The 17,359-nt window shown below is 47.1% G+C and carries 14 protein-coding genes; 2 read left to right on the top strand and 12 right to left on the bottom strand.

All coding sequences use genetic code 11. The features are described from left to right. Positions 1 to 68: 68 nt before the first annotated feature. Positions 69 to 1,232 (bottom strand): two-component sensor histidine kinase DegS, encoded by a 1,164-nt coding sequence (gene degS, locus ACWJJ4_RS02795; protein ID WP_003151385.1) that lies wholly within the window; start codon positions 1,230 to 1,232, stop codon positions 69 to 71. Positions 1,233 to 1,454: 222 nt separating this feature from the next. Here degS and ACWJJ4_RS02790 point away from each other — a divergent pair, with 222 nt between their 5' ends. After that, positions 1,455 to 2,102 carry a YigZ family protein gene (locus ACWJJ4_RS02790; RefSeq protein WP_060657503.1) on the top strand — a complete coding sequence of 216 codons (648 nt, stop codon included), beginning with the start codon at positions 1,455 to 1,457 and terminating at the stop codon, positions 2,100 to 2,102. Between the two features lie 4 nt (positions 2,103 to 2,106). Further along, a complete protein-coding gene (locus ACWJJ4_RS02785; protein WP_071392366.1) occupies positions 2,107 to 3,282 on the top strand; it encodes an LCP family protein in 1,176 nt (391 codons plus the stop codon). A gap of 89 nt (positions 3,283 to 3,371) precedes the next feature. On the opposite strand, the gene ACWJJ4_RS02780 is transcribed toward ACWJJ4_RS02785, so the two are convergent. The 11 genes from ACWJJ4_RS02780 to ACWJJ4_RS02730 form a co-directional block, all read right to left on the bottom strand. After that, positions 3,372 to 4,448, bottom strand: a complete 1,077-nt coding sequence (locus ACWJJ4_RS02780; protein ID WP_003151382.1) for a glycosyltransferase family 4 protein — start codon at positions 4,446 to 4,448, stop codon at positions 3,372 to 3,374. 132 nt (positions 4,449 to 4,580) lie between these two features. Then, positions 4,581 to 5,777 (bottom strand): teichuronic acid biosynthesis protein TuaH, encoded by a 1,197-nt coding sequence (gene tuaH / locus ACWJJ4_RS02775; protein ID WP_070082461.1) that lies wholly within the window; start codon positions 5,775 to 5,777, stop codon positions 4,581 to 4,583. A 19-nt stretch (positions 5,778 to 5,796) separates the two neighbouring features. Then, positions 5,797 to 6,555: a teichuronic acid biosynthesis protein TuaG gene (tuaG, locus tag ACWJJ4_RS02770; RefSeq protein ID WP_003151380.1), complete on the bottom strand. Its 759-nt coding sequence runs from the start codon at positions 6,553 to 6,555 to the stop codon at positions 5,797 to 5,799. 23 nt (positions 6,556 to 6,578) lie between these two features. Beyond that, on the bottom strand, positions 6,579 to 7,259 hold the full coding sequence (gene tuaF / locus ACWJJ4_RS02765) for a teichuronic acid biosynthesis protein TuaF (protein WP_454021407.1): 681 nt from the start codon (positions 7,257 to 7,259) through the stop codon (positions 6,579 to 6,581). Beyond that, positions 7,256 to 8,743, bottom strand: a complete 1,488-nt coding sequence (gene tuaE / locus ACWJJ4_RS02760; protein WP_094247450.1) for a teichuronic acid biosynthesis protein TuaE — start codon at positions 8,741 to 8,743, stop codon at positions 7,256 to 7,258. The genes tuaF and tuaE overlap by 4 nt, the downstream gene beginning before the upstream one ends. A 67-nt stretch (positions 8,744 to 8,810) precedes the next feature. Then, entirely contained in the window at positions 8,811 to 10,151 is a 1,341-nt protein-coding gene (gene tuaD / locus ACWJJ4_RS02755; RefSeq protein ID WP_454021406.1) for a UDP-glucose 6-dehydrogenase TuaD, read from the bottom strand. A gap of 4 nt (positions 10,152 to 10,155) precedes the next feature. After that, on the bottom strand, positions 10,156 to 11,352 hold the full coding sequence (tuaC, locus tag ACWJJ4_RS02750; protein WP_173612789.1) for a teichuronic acid biosynthesis protein TuaC: 1,197 nt from the start codon (positions 11,350 to 11,352) through the stop codon (positions 10,156 to 10,158). Beyond that, positions 11,349 to 12,797, bottom strand: coding sequence for a teichuronic acid biosynthesis protein TuaB (gene tuaB / locus ACWJJ4_RS02745; protein WP_454021405.1), 1,449 nt, complete (start codon positions 12,795 to 12,797; stop codon positions 11,349 to 11,351). The genes tuaC and tuaB overlap by 4 nt, the downstream gene beginning before the upstream one ends. Positions 12,798 to 12,833: 36 nt before the next feature. Further along, complete coding sequence (locus ACWJJ4_RS02740; protein WP_003151373.1) at positions 12,834 to 13,493, bottom strand: exopolysaccharide biosynthesis polyprenyl glycosylphosphotransferase; 660 nt, start codon at positions 13,491 to 13,493, stop codon at positions 12,834 to 12,836. Between the two features lie 218 nt (positions 13,494 to 13,711). Next, positions 13,712 to 15,202, bottom strand: coding sequence for an N-acetylmuramoyl-L-alanine amidase (locus tag ACWJJ4_RS02735; protein ID WP_070082466.1), 1,491 nt, complete (start codon positions 15,200 to 15,202; stop codon positions 13,712 to 13,714). 21 nt (positions 15,203 to 15,223) lie between these two features. Beyond that, positions 15,224 to 17,344 (bottom strand): SpoIID/LytB domain-containing protein, encoded by a 2,121-nt coding sequence (locus ACWJJ4_RS02730; RefSeq protein ID WP_102422842.1) that lies wholly within the window; start codon positions 17,342 to 17,344, stop codon positions 15,224 to 15,226. Positions 17,345 to 17,359: the final 15 nt, after the last annotated feature.

Below are 17,359 nucleotides of genomic sequence, written 5' to 3'. Positions count from 1 at the left end.
CCTCCTTATCCTATTGTTCTATATACGCCGCTGTTCGGTCAATATGTCTTTTGGCTCTATTTAACAAATTATAGGCCGAGAGATAACGGAACCTTAATCATGATAAATGTCCCAAGACCTATTTTAGAGTCTATCGTTATCGTTCCTTCAAGCAGATCTACTCTTTCTTTCATTCCCAGCAAGCCGAATGACTTGTTTTTCTTTTGTTTAGCATCCTTAATATCAAAGCCTTTTCCGTTGTCCTTAATGATAAGAACGACAAAATCAGCGGTTACTTCCACTTTTACTGTTATTTCCTCTGATTCTGAATGCTTGAGTGCATTTGTGACGGCTTCCTGAGCGAGACGGAAAAGCGCCACTTCAAATTGCGGGGCAAGCCTTTTGTTCTCCGTGTCTCCGATACACTGAAAATGTATTTTCACCTTTCCGTTGTATTCTTCAGTTGTATAAAGATATTTTCTCAGTGTCGGAATCAGCCCGAGATCGTCCAATGCCATCGGTCTTAAATCATATATAATCCTTCTGACTTCGTAAAGGGCATTCCGCACATTCTGCCGAAGATTTCTGATTTCCTGAAATCCGTCCTCCGTGCCGCGGTCGCGGAAGATCCGTTCAATTAATTCCGATCTCATCATGACATTTGCCAGCATCTGCGCGGGACCGTCATGAATTTCTCTGGAAACTCTTTTTCTTTCTTCCTCTTGGGCTTCGATGATTCTTAAGCCGAAATCTTGTTTAGCCTGCGCATCGGCAAGAAGAAGCCCTACTTGGCGAAGGTCTTGATTCAGGTAATTCAGAACGACGGTTATTTGGCTGACCAATGATTCTGACCGTTCAATGATTTCCTGAAGCCCTAAAAGCCGGCGTTCTAAATCATCTCTGCGCTCCCGCAGCTGCTTTTCACGCTGCTGGATCATCGTCAGTTCCACTTGAAGTTTGTGCGCCTTTTCATAGGCGTTGCGAATTTCTTCTTCGCTGAACTTATGGAAATTTCTGCTTACTTCAGACAAGCGGTTTCGTGCGTGCCGCGTATGAACTTCAAGTTTGTCGCCCAGCTCAATGACTTCGTACACCTGCTGTTTGATCTGTTTGAGTTCTTCAACCAGCTGCTCATATTGCTGGCGCGACTGCTCTCCGATTTGAAAAACCTCGTCCTTGCTCCCGTCCACGGTTTTCAGCATTTTCATAAGTATAGAATCCAAAACTTTGGAGTCCATCTTCGATTTATTCATCTGTCTCCCTCCGTAACGGTGTTGTTATGTATTTTTATTATAAATGTAATTGAACTGCAATTTATGTCGAATTATAATGAAAGAATGCGTATATTCTAGAAAAAAACATTTTTATATAGTATCTTACTCTTTCATGATACCAAAATATGCGCAAAAATTCTAAAGTCTGTTCGAATTTGTAGAAACAAGTCTTTTAATGCTTGTCAGGAGGGTCCAGCAATCATGCTGCACAGCTATTTAACTGTTAAAGAAGCGGGTGAACATGAGATTGTGATTGAAAAATCACGTTTTATCTGTCACCTGAGCCGTGCTGCTTCTGAAGAGGAAGCGCAGGAATTTATACAAAAGATAAAAAAACAGCACTGGAATGCGACTCATAACTGCTCAGCTTATCTGATCGGCGAAACCGACCATATACAAAAGGCCAATGATGACGGAGAACCAAGCGGCACAGCCGGCGTCCCCATGCTGGAAGTGCTGAAAAAACGCGGTCTGAAAGATACCTGCGCGGTGGTTACCCGGTATTTCGGCGGAATAAAGCTCGGTGCAGGCGGATTGATTCGTGCATATGGGAAGTCAGTGTCTGAAGGCTTAAATCATATAGGAGTTACGGAGCGGAAGCTGATGCGGATTATGCATACATCAGCGGATTATACGTGGCTCGGCAAGATAGAGAACGAACTGAGAGAATCAGTTTTTTTACTGAAAGATATCCATTATGCGGATCATGTCGAATTTGAAACGTACGTTGAAGAAAAAGACAAAGAAGCGTTTCTAAAATGGATGACAGAACTGACGAACGGCAAGAGTAAGAATACAGAGGGAGAACTGACGTATTTAGAAACAGACGTCAGCCCTAAAGGAGACTAATGTAATGGCTGAACGTGTAAGAGTGCGTGTTCGAAAGAAAAAGAAAAGCAAACGAAAGATCATATTCAAACGGATTTTGCTGCTGCTTACCCTCGTTTTGTTAGTCGCTGCCGGATTTGGCGGATACAAAGTATACAAAACGATTAATGCGGCAGATAATGCATATGATGCCCTTTCCCGCGGAGACAAATCAAAATTGCGGGATAAAGTCATCAATATGAAGAAAAAACCGTTCTCCATTTTGTTTATGGGGATCGAAAATTATGCCACCAGCGGAAAAGGCGGACGATCAGATTCTCTTATTGTCGTTACCCTTGATCCGAGAAATAAAACAATGAAAATGCTGAGTATTCCGCGTGATACGCGGGTGACGCTTGCCGGTGACACAACCGGTAACAAAACAAAAATCAATGCGGCTTTTGCTAAGGGCGGAGCGGATGAAACCGTCTCAACCGTCGAAGACTTATTAGGCATACCGATTGATAAGTATGTCACTGTCGACTTCAATGGCTTTAAGGATGTTATTGATGAGGTAGGCGGGGTCGATGTAAAAGTGCCGTTTGACTTCGACGAGATGAGTGACGTCAGTAAAAAGAAACGGATCTATTTCAAGAAAGGAAACATGCATTTGAACGGTGAGCAGGCTTTGGCTTACGCGCGGATGAGAAAGCAGGATAAGCGCGGAGACTTCGGCCGGAATGACCGCCAAAAGCAAATCTTAAACGCACTGATCGACCAAATGTCAAGAGCTGGAAATATTGCTAAAATCGATAAAATCGCTGAAACAGCGAGCAATAACGTCCAAACAAATATCCGAATCACTGAAGGACTCGCTCTTCAGCAGATTTACAGCGGCTTTACCAGCAAAAAGATTGATACACTGACCATAACAGGATCAGATTTATATTTAGGCGGAACCGCAACTACGCGCGGAACATATTATTTCCAGCCGGATCCAGCCAATCTCGAAAAAGTACGGCAGGAATTGCAGAAGCACCTGGATTACCCGTCCGGAAGCAGCACGGCGTCCGATCCCGCTTCTGACAGCACCGGAACGGACAGTACGACTGATTCGACTTCCGGCAGCACAGGAACAAGCGGCACAACCGATTCAACCAACGGTACTGCAGGTGCAAACGGTACGGACAGCACACAGTCCGGCGGCACAACAGGCTATTAAGAGTAAACCCGATCCTTTGAGCAGGATCGGGTTTTTCTATATAATAAGAGAATAGCAAAAAAGCAGACCATTCGCATGATCTGCTCTTTTTAATTTTTCTTTACCAATCTTTTGTAAAACTTGGTAAATGGTTTAAATTGTTCATTTACTAACCCTGTGACCTCTGCTATGATTTGCATAAATACAATCAATACAAAAATAATAAACAGCGAAAGCCATATGGTCGCACTTTTCAGCAGGATGGCACTGACGCTGAAAATAAAGCCGATTAAATAAATGATAATGACAGCCGTGCGGTGTGACAGCCCGAAGGCCATCAGCCGGTGATGTATATGTGACTTATCAGGCGCTGAGATCGGCTGTTTGTTTAAAATCCGCCTGATGACGGCGAATGTCGTATCAAAAATCGGCACGCCCAAAATGATGATCGGAATGATGATACTGAATAAAGTAACACTTTTATAAAGACCTAATAATGAGAGTACTGAGATGACGTATCCGAGAAAGAGCGATCCGGTATCTCCCATAAATATCTTTGCCGGGTGAAAATTATAAAATAAAAATCCGAGTGTGCTTCCTATCACGACAAGTGAAAGTGACAGAATAAGGATTTTCCCTCCGGACAACGCCATAACGGCGATAGTGGAGAGTCCGATGACCGACAGGCCGGCAGCGAGTCCGTCCAGACCGTCAATCAGGTTCATCGCATTCGTAATACCGACGATCCATAACACAGTCAGCGGGTAAGCGACCCATCCCAATTCTAAACGTTCCGTTAAAAACGGTACGGAGAAAAAGTCCATTTTCAGTCCCGTGCTCACAATCATAATGGCCACGGCCAGCTGGACGAAAAACTTTACCTTTGCGCTTAATTGGTATTTATCATCAAGGATTCCTAAAATAACAATAATAAACGCACCCACCGTAATGGCGGTCATTTTTGTTTCATTATATATGCCGGCCGCGAGCACACCCGCCGCTACGCCGATAAAGATGGCCAAGCCGCCCATACGGGGCATTATTTTATCATGTACTTTTCGGTTGCTGGGCTGGTCAACTGCACCTATTTTGATCGCAATTTTTTTTACGATAGGAGTTAGGATTAAAACCGTTAGCAGAGAGACAAAAAACGCAACAACTATGCGAAACATGCGTTCGTCAAGCATAAAGAAGTCTCCTTTGGAATTATATGAAGTCTTTTCTGATATTGAACCGTTCCTTCCATTATAATTCTTACTAGTTATTATAACAAGCATCATCAAAAAGAAACACGCAAATCAAAAAATGCGCTTTCCCTTTTAATGGGATTGCGCATTTTTCAATATACCCGTGCATTCGAGCATTCGGCCGAATAAAACATTCCAATCTCGTCTCCGGGCCAATTCACGGCGCAAAGCCTCGTATGATCCGCGGCGGTCCGCTGCCAGAAGCGCTTCGCAGGCCGCGATGAAATCTGCGGGGTCGCTCCCTTCAACGTATTCATAAACGTAAGGCCTTTTGATTTTTGACGTAGAAGAAAGGTTGCAGCCGACAACCGGTTTCCCGGCGGCTAAAAATTCAAAAAGCTTAAGCGGAAATACCGCGTCATTATAAGGTGAATTTTTATACGGCATGATGCCGATGTCGACAAGCTGCATATAGGACGGCACTTCATTCGGCGCGGCAGGTCCCGTCCAGATGACATTCGGGCGTTCCAGAAGCGACTCGAAATCCGGATCGTCCTGAGCCGTGTTCGGGCCCACCAATAAAATCGTCCAGTCAGGCCGCACATCTGCCGTTTCCGCCATAAGCGCAAAATCGAGCTTCGGTTTGATTCCGCCGATAAAACCGAGAACCGTTCCGTTCCGTCCCCGTAAAATGTCTTCATCCGGCTGTTTATTTTCCCGTGAAAACAGGTCATATTCCACTCCGTTTTCAATGGTGAACACTTTCTGGTGCGGGTTCTCCAGCTTTTTTCCGACCTCCCGGTGCAGACAGTCAGATGTGCAGGTGATGGAATCGGCACGCTGAATGATTCTCATTTCCGCCTGTTTAATGATGTTTCTTCTTACATTTGACAGCACACCGGCCCGGCCGCTGATCGGAGCGGCCCACAGATCACTGCAATCGTAAATCACTTCATCCCAAGGAAACAGATCTGCCAGAAGCGGAAAACCGGGGAAGGTGTACCATAAGCAGCAGCGGGCCCCTTCTCCTTCTTCCTTCAGCATGTGCAACAATGGTGAAAGTTTATGCCTGTAACACATGTCTGTATACCTGCCGAAACGGAATGCTTTTTGCTGCATGAGATCCTTTACAGTGAACTGCCGGATTCCCTCGGCGATCCCGGCCGTCTGACCATCATTGGCTCGCGGGGACGGGCATACCCAAATGACGCTTTTCGTTTCTTTTTGCCGGGCGAGAAATTCAGCCAGCCGGTGCCGTCTGTATCTCAGCCGGTCATGCCCCCATTCCGCCGCTCCGACGATTACGTGAATAATCGGTTCCACCTTCATCACCCAGCTCCTCTGACGCCTACAGTCTTTTCAAGACCGCGTTTTTCGCATATTGCATAAAACACCACGAAGCCTTGATAAAATGCAGGCGCTCAATTTCTCTATAAACAAACCACGTTTTTTTTGCGGCTTTCCACTTGTTGCTTGAAATCGAATTCTGCACAAGCCTGTATTCTGAAAGGCACTCATTCAGGCCGTAAGCCGTAAATCCCCTTTTCAGCAGGGAAAGCCATGTCGCTAAATCCTGCCGCGTTCTGATATCAGGCATTTGAATCTGCCCCGTCTGCTCTCTGTCAATCATAACCGTTAAACATCCGATAATCGTGTTTTTTAAAGCTTCATCATATGACAGGCTTTCAGGGGCTTGAATCGTTTTGTCCGTCGGCGTTCCGTCCTGCTCCATGACGCTGTAGCCCGTAAATGAAAAAGCGCAGGACCGCTCTGCCATAAACGCAAGCTGTTTTTGAAGCTTTTCCTTTTTCCATCTGTCATCGCTGTCCAGAAATGCGACATAACGGCCCTTGGCATGTTTAAGGGCTGTATTTCTGGCAGCCGCGGCTCCCCCGTTTTTATCTAAATAAACGACGCGGATCCGCTCATCTTTTTGTTCATATTGCCGTAAAATATCTCTCGTTCCGTCCGTTGAACAATCATCCGCGATAATCATTTCCCAATGCGGGTGGCTTTGATGTAAAACGGACTGAATCGTGTCTTCGATATATTCACTTGCGTTATAAGACGGTGTAATGACAGATACGAAAGGTTTCCAGTTTGTCATGGTCACATCTCCATCGCAGATTTTTACAAGGACTCTCTAAAAAGCTCCGGAATGACAATGAACATAAAGGCAACTGCAATGCCGATTAAAACGCCCAGAACCGCTTTCTTTTTCGGCGGCATGCCTTGTCCCGCCGTTTCATTCATCGGCTCTGAATTGATGACGCCGGCCGCTTTCAGGTTCAGCTGCGTATTTTTCAATTCGTATAAAAATCGTTCCTTATCCACTTTGGCGTCCGCGCTGACGGTTTCTCCTTCAAGCGCAGCAATACTCTGCCGCACTACTTTTGCCCGTTTTTCAAACAGGTCCTGATCATTCTTCAGAAAAGTTGTTATGACGGCTTGAAACACCGATTCGGTCTCCTGTTTGTTTTGGCCGCTGTAGCTGACCGTGATCAATGAATCTGATTGTGTTTCGACAGTCAGTTTACTTTTCACGGCCGCTCTTTCTGCGTCTGTTTTATCAGGCAGAGCCTGCTTTAAAAAGGCATCGCTCGTCAAAAGGAGCGGGATTTCTTTTGTATTGTTATAAAGCGGATGATCATAATTTCCCGCGGCGATCGCGGCTTCTGATGTAAAACTGCTGTTTCCGCTGATTTTTGACGGCAATACATATCCCGCCGCCCCTAACACAACGGGCAGCGCAATGATCCAAATGATATTCTTTTTGATACGCCGGGTTATTCTTGTCAACATATCCTTCATCTCGCATCTCCCTGTTTTTCATAGTACGCCGTGACGGCAGACTCCTTTTGTAAACGCCTCAATATATTGACCGCCGCGATCACGAGCGAGAGAAATACCCAGTGGAAAAATAAATTTGATACGGAGCTTGGGCTGATGCTGCTTACCAAAAAACCGGCCATCGCCGTGATAAGTCCTTCTGTGATCAGTCTTGACTGATTTTCCGATTTTCTTTCATGACATTTATAAAGTGTCCAAAAAAGGAACAAATAGACTGTCAGGTAACCGAGCATCGTAAGCACGCCGAAGTTCGCCATAATCTCGACGAGCCAGTTGTGCACCTCAACTACCCCGCCCGTATCATAAACAGGCTCCGCTTTTAAATAGTAAGAGACATTTCCGGCACCCACTCCGAACCCCCAGGAATCAATCACATAGTGAAAGGCGTTCTTTAAAAGATTCGCCCTCGCGAGGTTGGAAGGAAGCGGCTGCTGTCCCGGCATCGCCTGCGGAGCTGAAAACAGATTCAAGACGGCATTGGTGATACGGCCCGCAAATAAAACCGCAAACAGCGCAGCACCCGCTCCCGCAGCGTACAGCGCGAATTTTTTCAACACGGAAGGCAGCAGGATGAAGACGTATACAGCCGCCCCCGCGCATATGCCCAGCAGACTCGCGCGCGAACCGGTCAAAATGATTAAATACAAAGCGCAGATCGCAAAGAGCAGGCTGACGGCCTTCACATAGCCGTTTTTCATATTTTTCACCGCCGCCGCATACAGAAAGAAACTGATGCACAAAAACGTCGCGAAATCATTTTGGTTAAAGAAAACGGACGTCGGATAATGCTGTTTGTACTGCGGGCCGTTATAAAGCGTGGAGCTCGGCAGATGGTTGTGTGTAAAATGGTTGTAAAAGCCGATCGCCATCACAAAAATGGTCATCACAAGCCATATGCCGTAAAAAACCATCAGCTGATCAAAGCGCTGAATGAACATGACAATAAGATAAATCAAAAACATGCCCATTCCCATTAAAGCTAAATATTTAATCCCGTACGTCACGGATTTTGCCCACAATAACGATAGGAGACCGTATGTAAACCATAAGGCGAAAAACATCAGAACCCCTTTTACATTCACCCGATTCCATCTGTCAATATGATGACGGTTTGTCAGGATGCCGGCGATGTGAAGGGCGCCCGCTCCGATTAATAACAGCCGGTATATAAATAAGCTGAAAAATCCGAGATGAACCGCAAAGAAGGCCTGGTTTAAAAATGTACACGCGATCAGTATATAAATGAGCCCCATAAACATCTGACCGTTTGTTGTAAAGGCGGATAGCAAAGCAAGTCCGGCAATGCCGATCATGGCGGCAAGCAGCAGCACGGTGATTTTTCCGAAGCCGGCATCCGCCCTGACCGCCCCCAGCATGATGCATCCTCCTGTAATGACAGCGGCAAGCAGCACAAGAACATGTGCCGCTGAACGTTTGATACTCACATGGCAAACCCCTTTCCAAAACCGGCAGCCGAGCCGGACTGCCGAGAGCCTGAAAACAAATCTTTTTCTATCTTGCCAGTTCTTTTATTTGCTGATCGGCATGAACCGCCGGACGTCCGACGGAATGATAAGTGAATCCTGAAACCCTCATATACTCCAACGGAAACATATTTCTGCCGTCAATGATGACCGGCTGTTTGAGCAGCTGCTTCACTCTCTGAAGATCCATCTCCTTGACTTCCGGCCAATCTGTTGTAATCAGGCATGCGTCTGCGTTTTTGATGGCACTGTACATCTCTGTGTGATATTCAATGCCGCCTTCTCCTAATATCGCTGACGCTTCGGGAATCGCGATCGGATCATACGCTTTCACGTGAGCACCCTGCTCTTTAAGACTTGTGATGATATCAAGAGCCGGGGCGGAGCGGACGTCATTTGTATGCGGTTTAAAGGCCAGCCCCAGTACGGCCACGGTTTTCCCTTTTAAGGGACCGATGGCGCGGTTCAATTTTTCCGTAATACGGACCCGCTGCTTCTGATTGGTTTCAATGACGGCTTCCATCATTTCAAACGGATAGCCGGCGGCGTTTGCGATATGCAATAAAGCCGTTGTATCCTTCGGAAAGCAGGATCCGCCGAATCCGATGCCGGCCTGCAGAAATTTATTCCCGATCCGGCTGTCAAGGCCGACGCCTTCTGACACGTGAGAAATGTCCGCCCCGACACGTTCGCAAATATTGGCGATATCGTTAATAAAAGATATTTTGGCGGCTAAAAAAGCATTTGCGGCATACTTAATCATTTCCGCGCTTTCAAGATTGGTCTTTACGATCTTCGTACGGAACGGCTTATGAAGCTCTTCAATGACCGAAGCGGCATGTTCGCTTGTGGCGCCGATAACCGCCCGCTCCATCTGCATCGTATCCCGCACCGCCGAACCTTCGCGGAGGAATTCAGGATTTGACGCGACATCAAACGGATATGTTCCCTTTGACGCTTCGCTGACGATTTGGTAAACGAGCTTTCCCGTCCCGACCGGAACAGTGCTTTTGGTGACAATGATTTTGTATCCGTTCAGCTGTTCTCCGATTGTTTGCGCCGCTGCCTTAATGTAGGTCAGATCGGCTTCACCCCTCTTTGACATCGGCGTACCGACGGCGATATAGATGATATCAGCGGCTTTCACAGCCGGCTCAATATCGGCCGTAAAGGATAACCGCCCGGCACTGACATTTTTTTCGGCTAATTCCTCAAGCCCCGGTTCATATATCGGGATGACTCCGTTTTGCAAGCTTCTGATTTTCGCTTCATTGATGTCACAGCAAGTCACATGATGGCCGATTTCCGCAAAACAAGTTCCAGATACAAGACCTACATACCCTGTTCCTAATACAACGATTTTTTTCACAGCTTCATCCCTCTTTCGAAAGGTTCTCCTCTTGCCCGGCCCGGTTCATGACGGACCGGTATTTCTCTTTCAGCGTTTTCGCGTTTTGGCTTGCGTCAAAATACGTGCGGACGGTTTGATAAAGTTCCTCGGCTGTTTGCGGCGTCCAAGCCTCTCCTTCGTCATATTGCAGAATGGATTCTGCCAGCGTGTCAGGCGAACCCGGCTTGATCAGCAAACCTCTATATTTCCCAAATAAAGAAGCCAATCCTCCGACATCGGTACAGATCACCGGCACCTTCAGAGCGAGCGCCTCAATGACCACAGTCGGCATGCCTTCGCTGTAGGACGGCAGCGCCATTATATCCGAGGCCAGCAGATAGTCCTGTACCTTGTCGTTCGGCACTTGCCCCGTGACGATATGAGCGGCTTCACGCAATGAAGATGCGGCTGGACCGTCACCGACAAAGACAGCTTCATATCTTTCATCCAATGACTGAACGGCTTTTGATAAGTCGAAAACACCTTTCTCTTTGACAAGCCTGCCGATGAACACGATCAGTTTTCTATCCGGAGGAAGGCCGAGCCGTTTTCTGACGGCTTCTTTCGTCTCGTTCCTTTTTCGGAAGGCGTCAAGCGTGATGCCGATCGGAAGCACGCTGCACTCCGCTTCGATGAGCTTTTTCATTTGTTCCCGCAGACTGCCGCTCACAGCGTAAATATCGGCTGCTTCCCGCACCGCAAATGTAAATGCGCGATGAGCGCTTTTGCTGTAATGCGGATAGACATTGACATCACTGCCATGCAAGGTCAGCACATACGGGATGCCTAAAGCCTTTGACACAATGGCCGCCGCTCCGCCTGACGGCATGGCGAAATGCGCGTGAATCAGATCGGGCTTCAGGCCATGATTTTTAATTTCGGAAAGAACCGATGACGCCATTCTTTTATGCGGCTGCGCCCATTTCAGCTGCCCGGGAACCGCCTGATAAAACGGCCGGTGGACGGACACACCTTTCCGCCATTCATGCGCCGGCCTTATATCCTTTTGCCGATACGTCTTTTTCAGCACCCGGAATGGCGCGGCGAGTTTCGGCTGCGGACAAATGACAGTCATCTCCGCGCCAAGCTTTCTCAGTTCTTGGGCCTGCGTCTCATGAAAAACGCCTTCTCCCGGCTTCTCACTGCTCGGATATACACTTGTCATCCACAATACCTTCATAGCAAACGTCCTTTTCTTAATTTACTTTTCATATGCGGATAAGCTTTTCCTAACAGGAATAAATAACACAACGCGCCGCAGGCTACGGAGATCGCCAGCCGCAGCTTGACATCAAGGCTGATCCGCTCCGTTCCGAAGCTGGCTGTAAAGGCGATGACACCCATTGCCGCCGTAAGCAGAAACGGTTTGGCCACGGCTTTGAAGTAAGCCGACAGCCGCAGCTTAATGACATATGCCAGCAGCCAGCGCCCGATCAGGAAATTCAGGATGCTGATGAAAGCGTACGTCCAGGCTACCGTCAAGAGATTTCCGGACAGCACGGCGGCGTACAAAGATGCGCTATACAGCAGCATCACCCCGGCGTCCCAATAAAATGCCAGATCGGCCCGCCCTTTTGCCAGCAGCACAGATCCGTTCGGATTCATCAGAACCCTTAAAATCCCGACGATGGCGAGAACGTTTAAAACCGGGACAGCCGCCAGCCATTTTTCTCCGAAAACCGAAGCCACGAATGCATCCGATACTGAAACCAAACCGAGCAAGAGCGGAAAGGATATCAGCGCGAGTATTTTGGTCATATTGAGAAACCCTTCTCTGATCACGCTGTTTTCATGCTTGTTTTTCGCAAAGACGGGAAACGCGACTCTCGTAATGATCGGATTGATTTTTAATACCGGAAGCGTGACAATCTGGTAGGCCAGATTGTAAATGCCGAGCGCCTCGGCGCCGATAAAACTGCCGATCAGAATCATATCAATATTCGCCCCGAGCCGGTTCACAAGCCGGGAAGACAGCTGAAAGGCCCCGAAAGAAAAGAAGCCTTTCATTCCCTTCAGATCAAAAACGAACGCCGGTCTCCATGTTTTTCTGCAGGACACCCAGTACAGAATGCCTTTTGACGATTGCAGCAGCACCTGGGAAATCACATAGGCGAGAATCGGGTCCGTATAAAAAACCGCAGCCGCCAAGTAAACGAAGGACAGCACATTTGAAAAGATTTCAATCTTGCTTAGCGTGTTAAATGCCAGCGCTTTTTGCAGCATATACTGATATTGCTGACCGATCGGCGCGATTAAAAACATGACGGCCAGCACGCGGATTAAATAGACAAGCTCCTCCCGCCGATAAAAATCGGCAATGAGCGGACTGCTGAAAAACAGCAGCGCAAACAGCGCAAGCCCCGTTATGATATTCAGCCAGTACAAGGAAGACATCTGTTTTTCAGTCACATGATCTTTTTGAATGAGCGCGGCGCCAAAACCCATATCAAGCGCAATTTGGGCAAACACCACTACCGTTATGATCATGCCGACAAGGCCGAATTCAGCCAGTGACATGACCCGCCCGAGCAGGGCGAATTGGACGATTTGAATGACCGTAATACACGCTGTCGAAATACTTGTCCATTTGGCGCCGCTCAAAATTTGATTTGTAATACTAGGCATCGTTTTCCCTACTTTTTTGTCTGCTGACCAGAATTTTTATCGCGCCCCGTCACCGGTCCAGATCACTTTGCACGTTTTGAGCATAATCTTCAGTTCCAATGAAAAGGTCAGGTTGCGGATATAATATAAGTCAAACATCAGTTTTTCCCTCGGTGTCATGTCATATCCCCCGTTGACCTGCGCCCAGCCGCTTAATCCCGGCTTAACGGCCAGCCGCTCCGTAAACCCCGGAATCTCAGCCTGAAACTGTTCCGTAAACACGGGACGCTCGGGACGCGGGCCGATCAGGCTCATTTCTCCCCGAAGCACATTTACCAGCTGCGGCAGCTCATCAATACGGGTCCTTCTGATAAAAGCGCCGACCTTTGTCACGCGGGGATCCTTTTTCAGCGCCCAGACCGCCCCCGATTTTTCAGCATCTATTTTCATAGAGCGGAGCTTATACAAATAAAACGGCTTCCCGTCTTTGCCTACCCGCTCCTGTTTATAAAAAGCCGGGCCGGGCGACTCCAAACGAATCAGTATGGAGAACAGGCCCATCACCGGGAGCGCCGCCAAAAGCCCCGCAAGCGCAAACACAATGTCCATGAATCGCTTAAAAGCCAAATAACGGGCCGTTCTTTCCGTAACGGCAGCGGAAGTCCCCTGCCGCACTGCATAGTTATTATTTACATTCATGCTTTTCTCTGCTCCCACTGACACACACCTCACGATTTGTTGGGATGTTTGATGACCTATGCCGTGAGTTTAGCAGATGGATGTTAATTGGAAGTAAAGGAAACGTTAATGTTTATTAGAATGTTTCGATTATTGTTTTTTTATTGTAAATCTATTCATATCCATATTTGAGACAAAGCATAATGAAAAAATAAAAAAACAGACCGGTATGAACCGGTCTGTTTCCATGAAAAAAATTATCTGAAATAGGAGGAAACGCCTTGGGTGATCCCCGCCGCGAGTCTGTCCTTTTTCGTTGATTGTTTTAAAATATTGGCATCAATCGGGCTTGTGACAAAACCGGTTTCTAACAAGACACTCGGCATTTTAGAATACTTAATGACGTAAAATCCGGCGGTTTTCACACCGCGGTCACGCGTGCCGAGAGCAGAAACCATTCTCGGCTGAATATTTTGGGCAAGCCTCAGACTGTTTGCCGATTGGTAGGTTTTATCATAATACGTCTCCGTACCGTTTGCACTGCTGTTATCATTCGCATTTGCATGGACGCTGATGAAAATATCGGCGTTCGCCTTCGCCCCTTTGTTCACTCTCTCCTCAAGCGAATCAAAGGTGTCGCCCTTTCTCGACATTACAGTAAGCGCGCCCGCGCCGTATAATTGATTGTTAAGACGCGTAGCGATATCAAGGTTTACATTTTTCTCAAGCAAGCCGTTTCCGGTTGCACCTGAATCCTGATAGCCGTGCCCCGGATCAATAAAGACCGTTTTGCCGACAACGGGATTTTTAAGCTGCGACGCGGCATTGTTGCTTAAAGATGAAGCACTTCCTATGACGGTGAAGCTGGTGATGTTTTTACTTCCGATATACGTCCGGACGTCTTTTGACAGACTGTCTCCATTCGTCAGCAGGTGAACTCTTCCCTGTTTGGCGCTCAGCACGCCTCCGACGATGGTATCCGCCTCTTTAAAGCCATTGGTAACAAACGTATAGCCTGTGCTTAAGCCTGTCTTTTTTGCAAGATTCACAGACAGGTTATAGCGGTTTTTGCCGCTGATTCTTGAAGGGTTCGGCAGCTTATTATAAAGTGAGCTGCTGATGCTGCTTGTCCCGCCGATGACAATCGTGTTTTTAATCCCTAAGCTTTTGATCGCATTGGACGTAGAACCATTTAACGTTGAATCATTAGTGAATAAAATCGGATATTTTTTAGCGGACGCATAAGAAATCGCAGCCATTCCATCTGCATCAACAAACCCGTTGACCACAAGGGCTGTAGAAGATCTTGTCATTTCACCCGCCACTTTTGCGGCTGTGGCATATCTCGTGCTCCCTGATAACCGTTTGACACTGATGCCTAATTTAGCAATTTGATTTGCGGTATTTTTAGAAACGGCAGGTGTGCCGCCTACGATAATCACATTTTTCGTTTTTAAATCAATTAATCCCTTTTTTGTGCCGGCAGACAGCTGATCTTTATTTGTAAACAGCAGCGGCGCATTTTTTTGATATGCAAGCGGCGCAGCGGCAATTGCATCGGCATATGAAGTTCCGCCGGTGATAATTACCGTTTTCGCTTCACCCCATGATTGTTTTGCCGCCAGTACAGCCGTATCATACCGGGTGCTTCCGCCGATTCTTTTAACCGTGTTGTCAGCCAAAGCGGAAGGGACAAATAGAATGACCCCGAGAATAAAGACGGGGAGACATTTTATGATGAATTTCAATCCGATCTCCTCCACAGAAGTTTAGTAGTTTGTAAGTGCTGTATTAGGATAATAGAACGCAAGAATAGAAGTATACGGCTCTCCGGCCTCCGCTCTTTCTTTTGCTCCGTATTGACTCATTCCTACGCCGTGACCGTATCCCTTTCCTGATATCGTGATTTGCGAAGAATTACCGGACGCACTGGCGTATGTGCTTTTAAAAGATGAAGCTCCGATCATCGTCCTGAGTTCAGACGCTTTCACCTCAACAGATGCAGTCTTGTTCATGACATAGCCCTTCGACTTGTCATTCACATGGTACGTGACCTTCACCGCGGCGTCTTCCGCGCGCTGGCCTTTTGTTTTTCCGGTGAGCGAGAGATCAGAGATGCTTGCAATTTTTATGGAACTTGCATTGGTTTCTTTATTTTTCATCAGCCAATTTTTTATTCCGTTGAGCTGCGCAGCATTTGCTTCGTTTGTTTTAGACCACCAGGATGCGGGATTTTTCATATCCAGACCCGCTGGCAGCTGCTGCTTCTGCAATGTTAAAGACCAGCTGATTTCCGGATCTTTTGTGTCCTTTTTGGCTACTAAATACGGCACGTTCGATCCCCACACTTCATCGCCGGCTTCCATGTAACCGCCATTGCTTGATGAGTAAGTGGCATCTATCAATCTGCCGGAATAAGTGAGCACTTTCCCTTTTGTTCCGTTAACGGCTGCGGTGGCGTTTGGATACCAGCTGTATCCCCCGTAAACCTGAAAGGCCGTTGTATCCGCGACTGTTTGTCCCATCTTGCCGATAGAGTAGGTGCGGGCGGCAACAGCCTGGGCTTTCAGCGCTTCTGTCGGCCAACTTCCCGGCATTTCATTCGGCAGGACACCTTTCAGATAATCCTCAAAAGGAATGTTTTCATTAACAGGTCTTACATATTTGCCGGATTCAGCAGTGAAACTCATATTCCCCAGATATGGCTTCCCGTCAATGCTGATTGTGTTTGCTGTTGAATATTTTTCAGGAACCGCCTTGAAAGACGTTTTTCCGCTGTTAATGCCTGCAACGCCTAATTTGCCGCCGGACGTTTCAATACGGTACGTCTTTCCGTTTACGAGATAAAACTCTTTTGCGTAAGCAGCCTTAACTGAATCGGCAATTGAATTCGCGCTGCCTATTAATGTATAAGAATAGGTGCCTTTCGTTTTAAAAAGGCTGGCCTCGTCGGCGGGTGTTTCGCTTTTTTTGATGTATACAAGCGGCATGTGATTTGCGGCCGCAATATTTGATCCGACTACGATGTCCGCTAATTTAGTCCCGTTGGCAGCCACCGTTTTGCTTGCATCCATGCCAAGCGAAGTGACTGCGTTTGCTGATATTTGATATCTGTTTGATCCGGTAATTCGTTTGGTGACCGAGGCCTTCTTTTTAATTTGATTCTCCACATCTTTGCTGACGCTTGAAGTGCCTCCCATGATGATCACTTTTTTAGGCAGATTGTAGCTCGGAAGGGAGTCTTTTTTCGTCAGAAGAATCGGATAGCCGTTTTGCGCGGCATATGGCGCGATTGCCAGCGCATCCGTATATACATCTCCCGTTACTACGACCGCCTGGTCATAGCTGCCCATTTCGGCCGCAATATTTTTGGACAGATCATATCTGTTTTTTCCGCTGATCCGTTTCGTGCGGCCGTATTTCTTCAATGTCTTTTCCGCGGCTGACGAAATACTGTTCGTCCCGCCGATGATTAAAATATTATCCGGATTGAATTTCTTGATTTGCGCTTCTGTGCTGCTGCTCAGTTTTTTCGCTTCAGTCAGCAGAACAGGCGCTTTCAGTTTATTCGCTAAAGGAATGACGGAAAGCGTGTCCGCAAAATAAGCGTCCGTATTCACGACGACCACGTTGGACGGGTTTTTCCAATACTTAGATGTCGCGGCGTTAGCCGTATCATATTTGGACGCGCCTCCCAATCTGACAACGGAGGAGACATCGCTTCCCGTCAGTTTATAAGTTCCTGAAGGTTCGATATTCAGAGTCGATTTATTACCAATATAATTCGTCAGTTTTACTGAGATATCAGAACTGGCCGCAAAAGTGCTTTCCGGTAATAAAGCCAGGCTGAATATCACAGAAAAACAGACAGCCCATATTGTTTTCTTCAATTTTTATCCCGCCTT

This window comes from Bacillus sp. JK62, from assembly GCF_053663455.1.
The sequence above is the reverse complement of the archived record's forward strand: the minus strand, read 5'-3'. Positions and strand labels throughout refer to the sequence as shown.

What these genes read in the sequence shown, in the direction of transcription:
- tuaF (WP_454021407.1), bottom strand. Translation starts at nt 7,259, where the DNA reads ATGAAGGATATGTTGACAAGAATAACCCGGCGTATCAAAAAGAATATC.
- ACWJJ4_RS02785 (WP_071392366.1), top strand. Translation starts at nt 2,107, where the DNA reads ATGGCTGAACGTGTAAGAGTGCGTGTTCGAAAGAAAAAGAAAAGCAAA.
- ACWJJ4_RS02780 (WP_003151382.1), bottom strand. Translation starts at nt 4,448, where the DNA reads ATGCTTGACGAACGCATGTTTCGCATAGTTGTTGCGTTTTTTGTCTCT.
- tuaH (WP_070082461.1), bottom strand. Translation starts at nt 5,777, where the DNA reads ATGAAGGTGGAACCGATTATTCACGTAATCGTCGGAGCGGCGGAATGG.
- tuaB (WP_454021405.1), bottom strand. Translation starts at nt 12,797, where the DNA reads ATGCCTAGTATTACAAATCAAATTTTGAGCGGCGCCAAATGGACAAGT.
- tuaC (WP_173612789.1), bottom strand. Translation starts at nt 11,352, where the DNA reads ATGAAGGTATTGTGGATGACAAGTGTATATCCGAGCAGTGAGAAGCCG.
- ACWJJ4_RS02790 (WP_060657503.1), top strand. Translation starts at nt 1,455, where the DNA reads ATGCTGCACAGCTATTTAACTGTTAAAGAAGCGGGTGAACATGAGATT.
- tuaG (WP_003151380.1), bottom strand. Translation starts at nt 6,555, where the DNA reads ATGACAAACTGGAAACCTTTCGTATCTGTCATTACACCGTCTTATAAC.
- degS (WP_003151385.1), bottom strand. Translation starts at nt 1,232, where the DNA reads ATGAATAAATCGAAGATGGACTCCAAAGTTTTGGATTCTATACTTATG.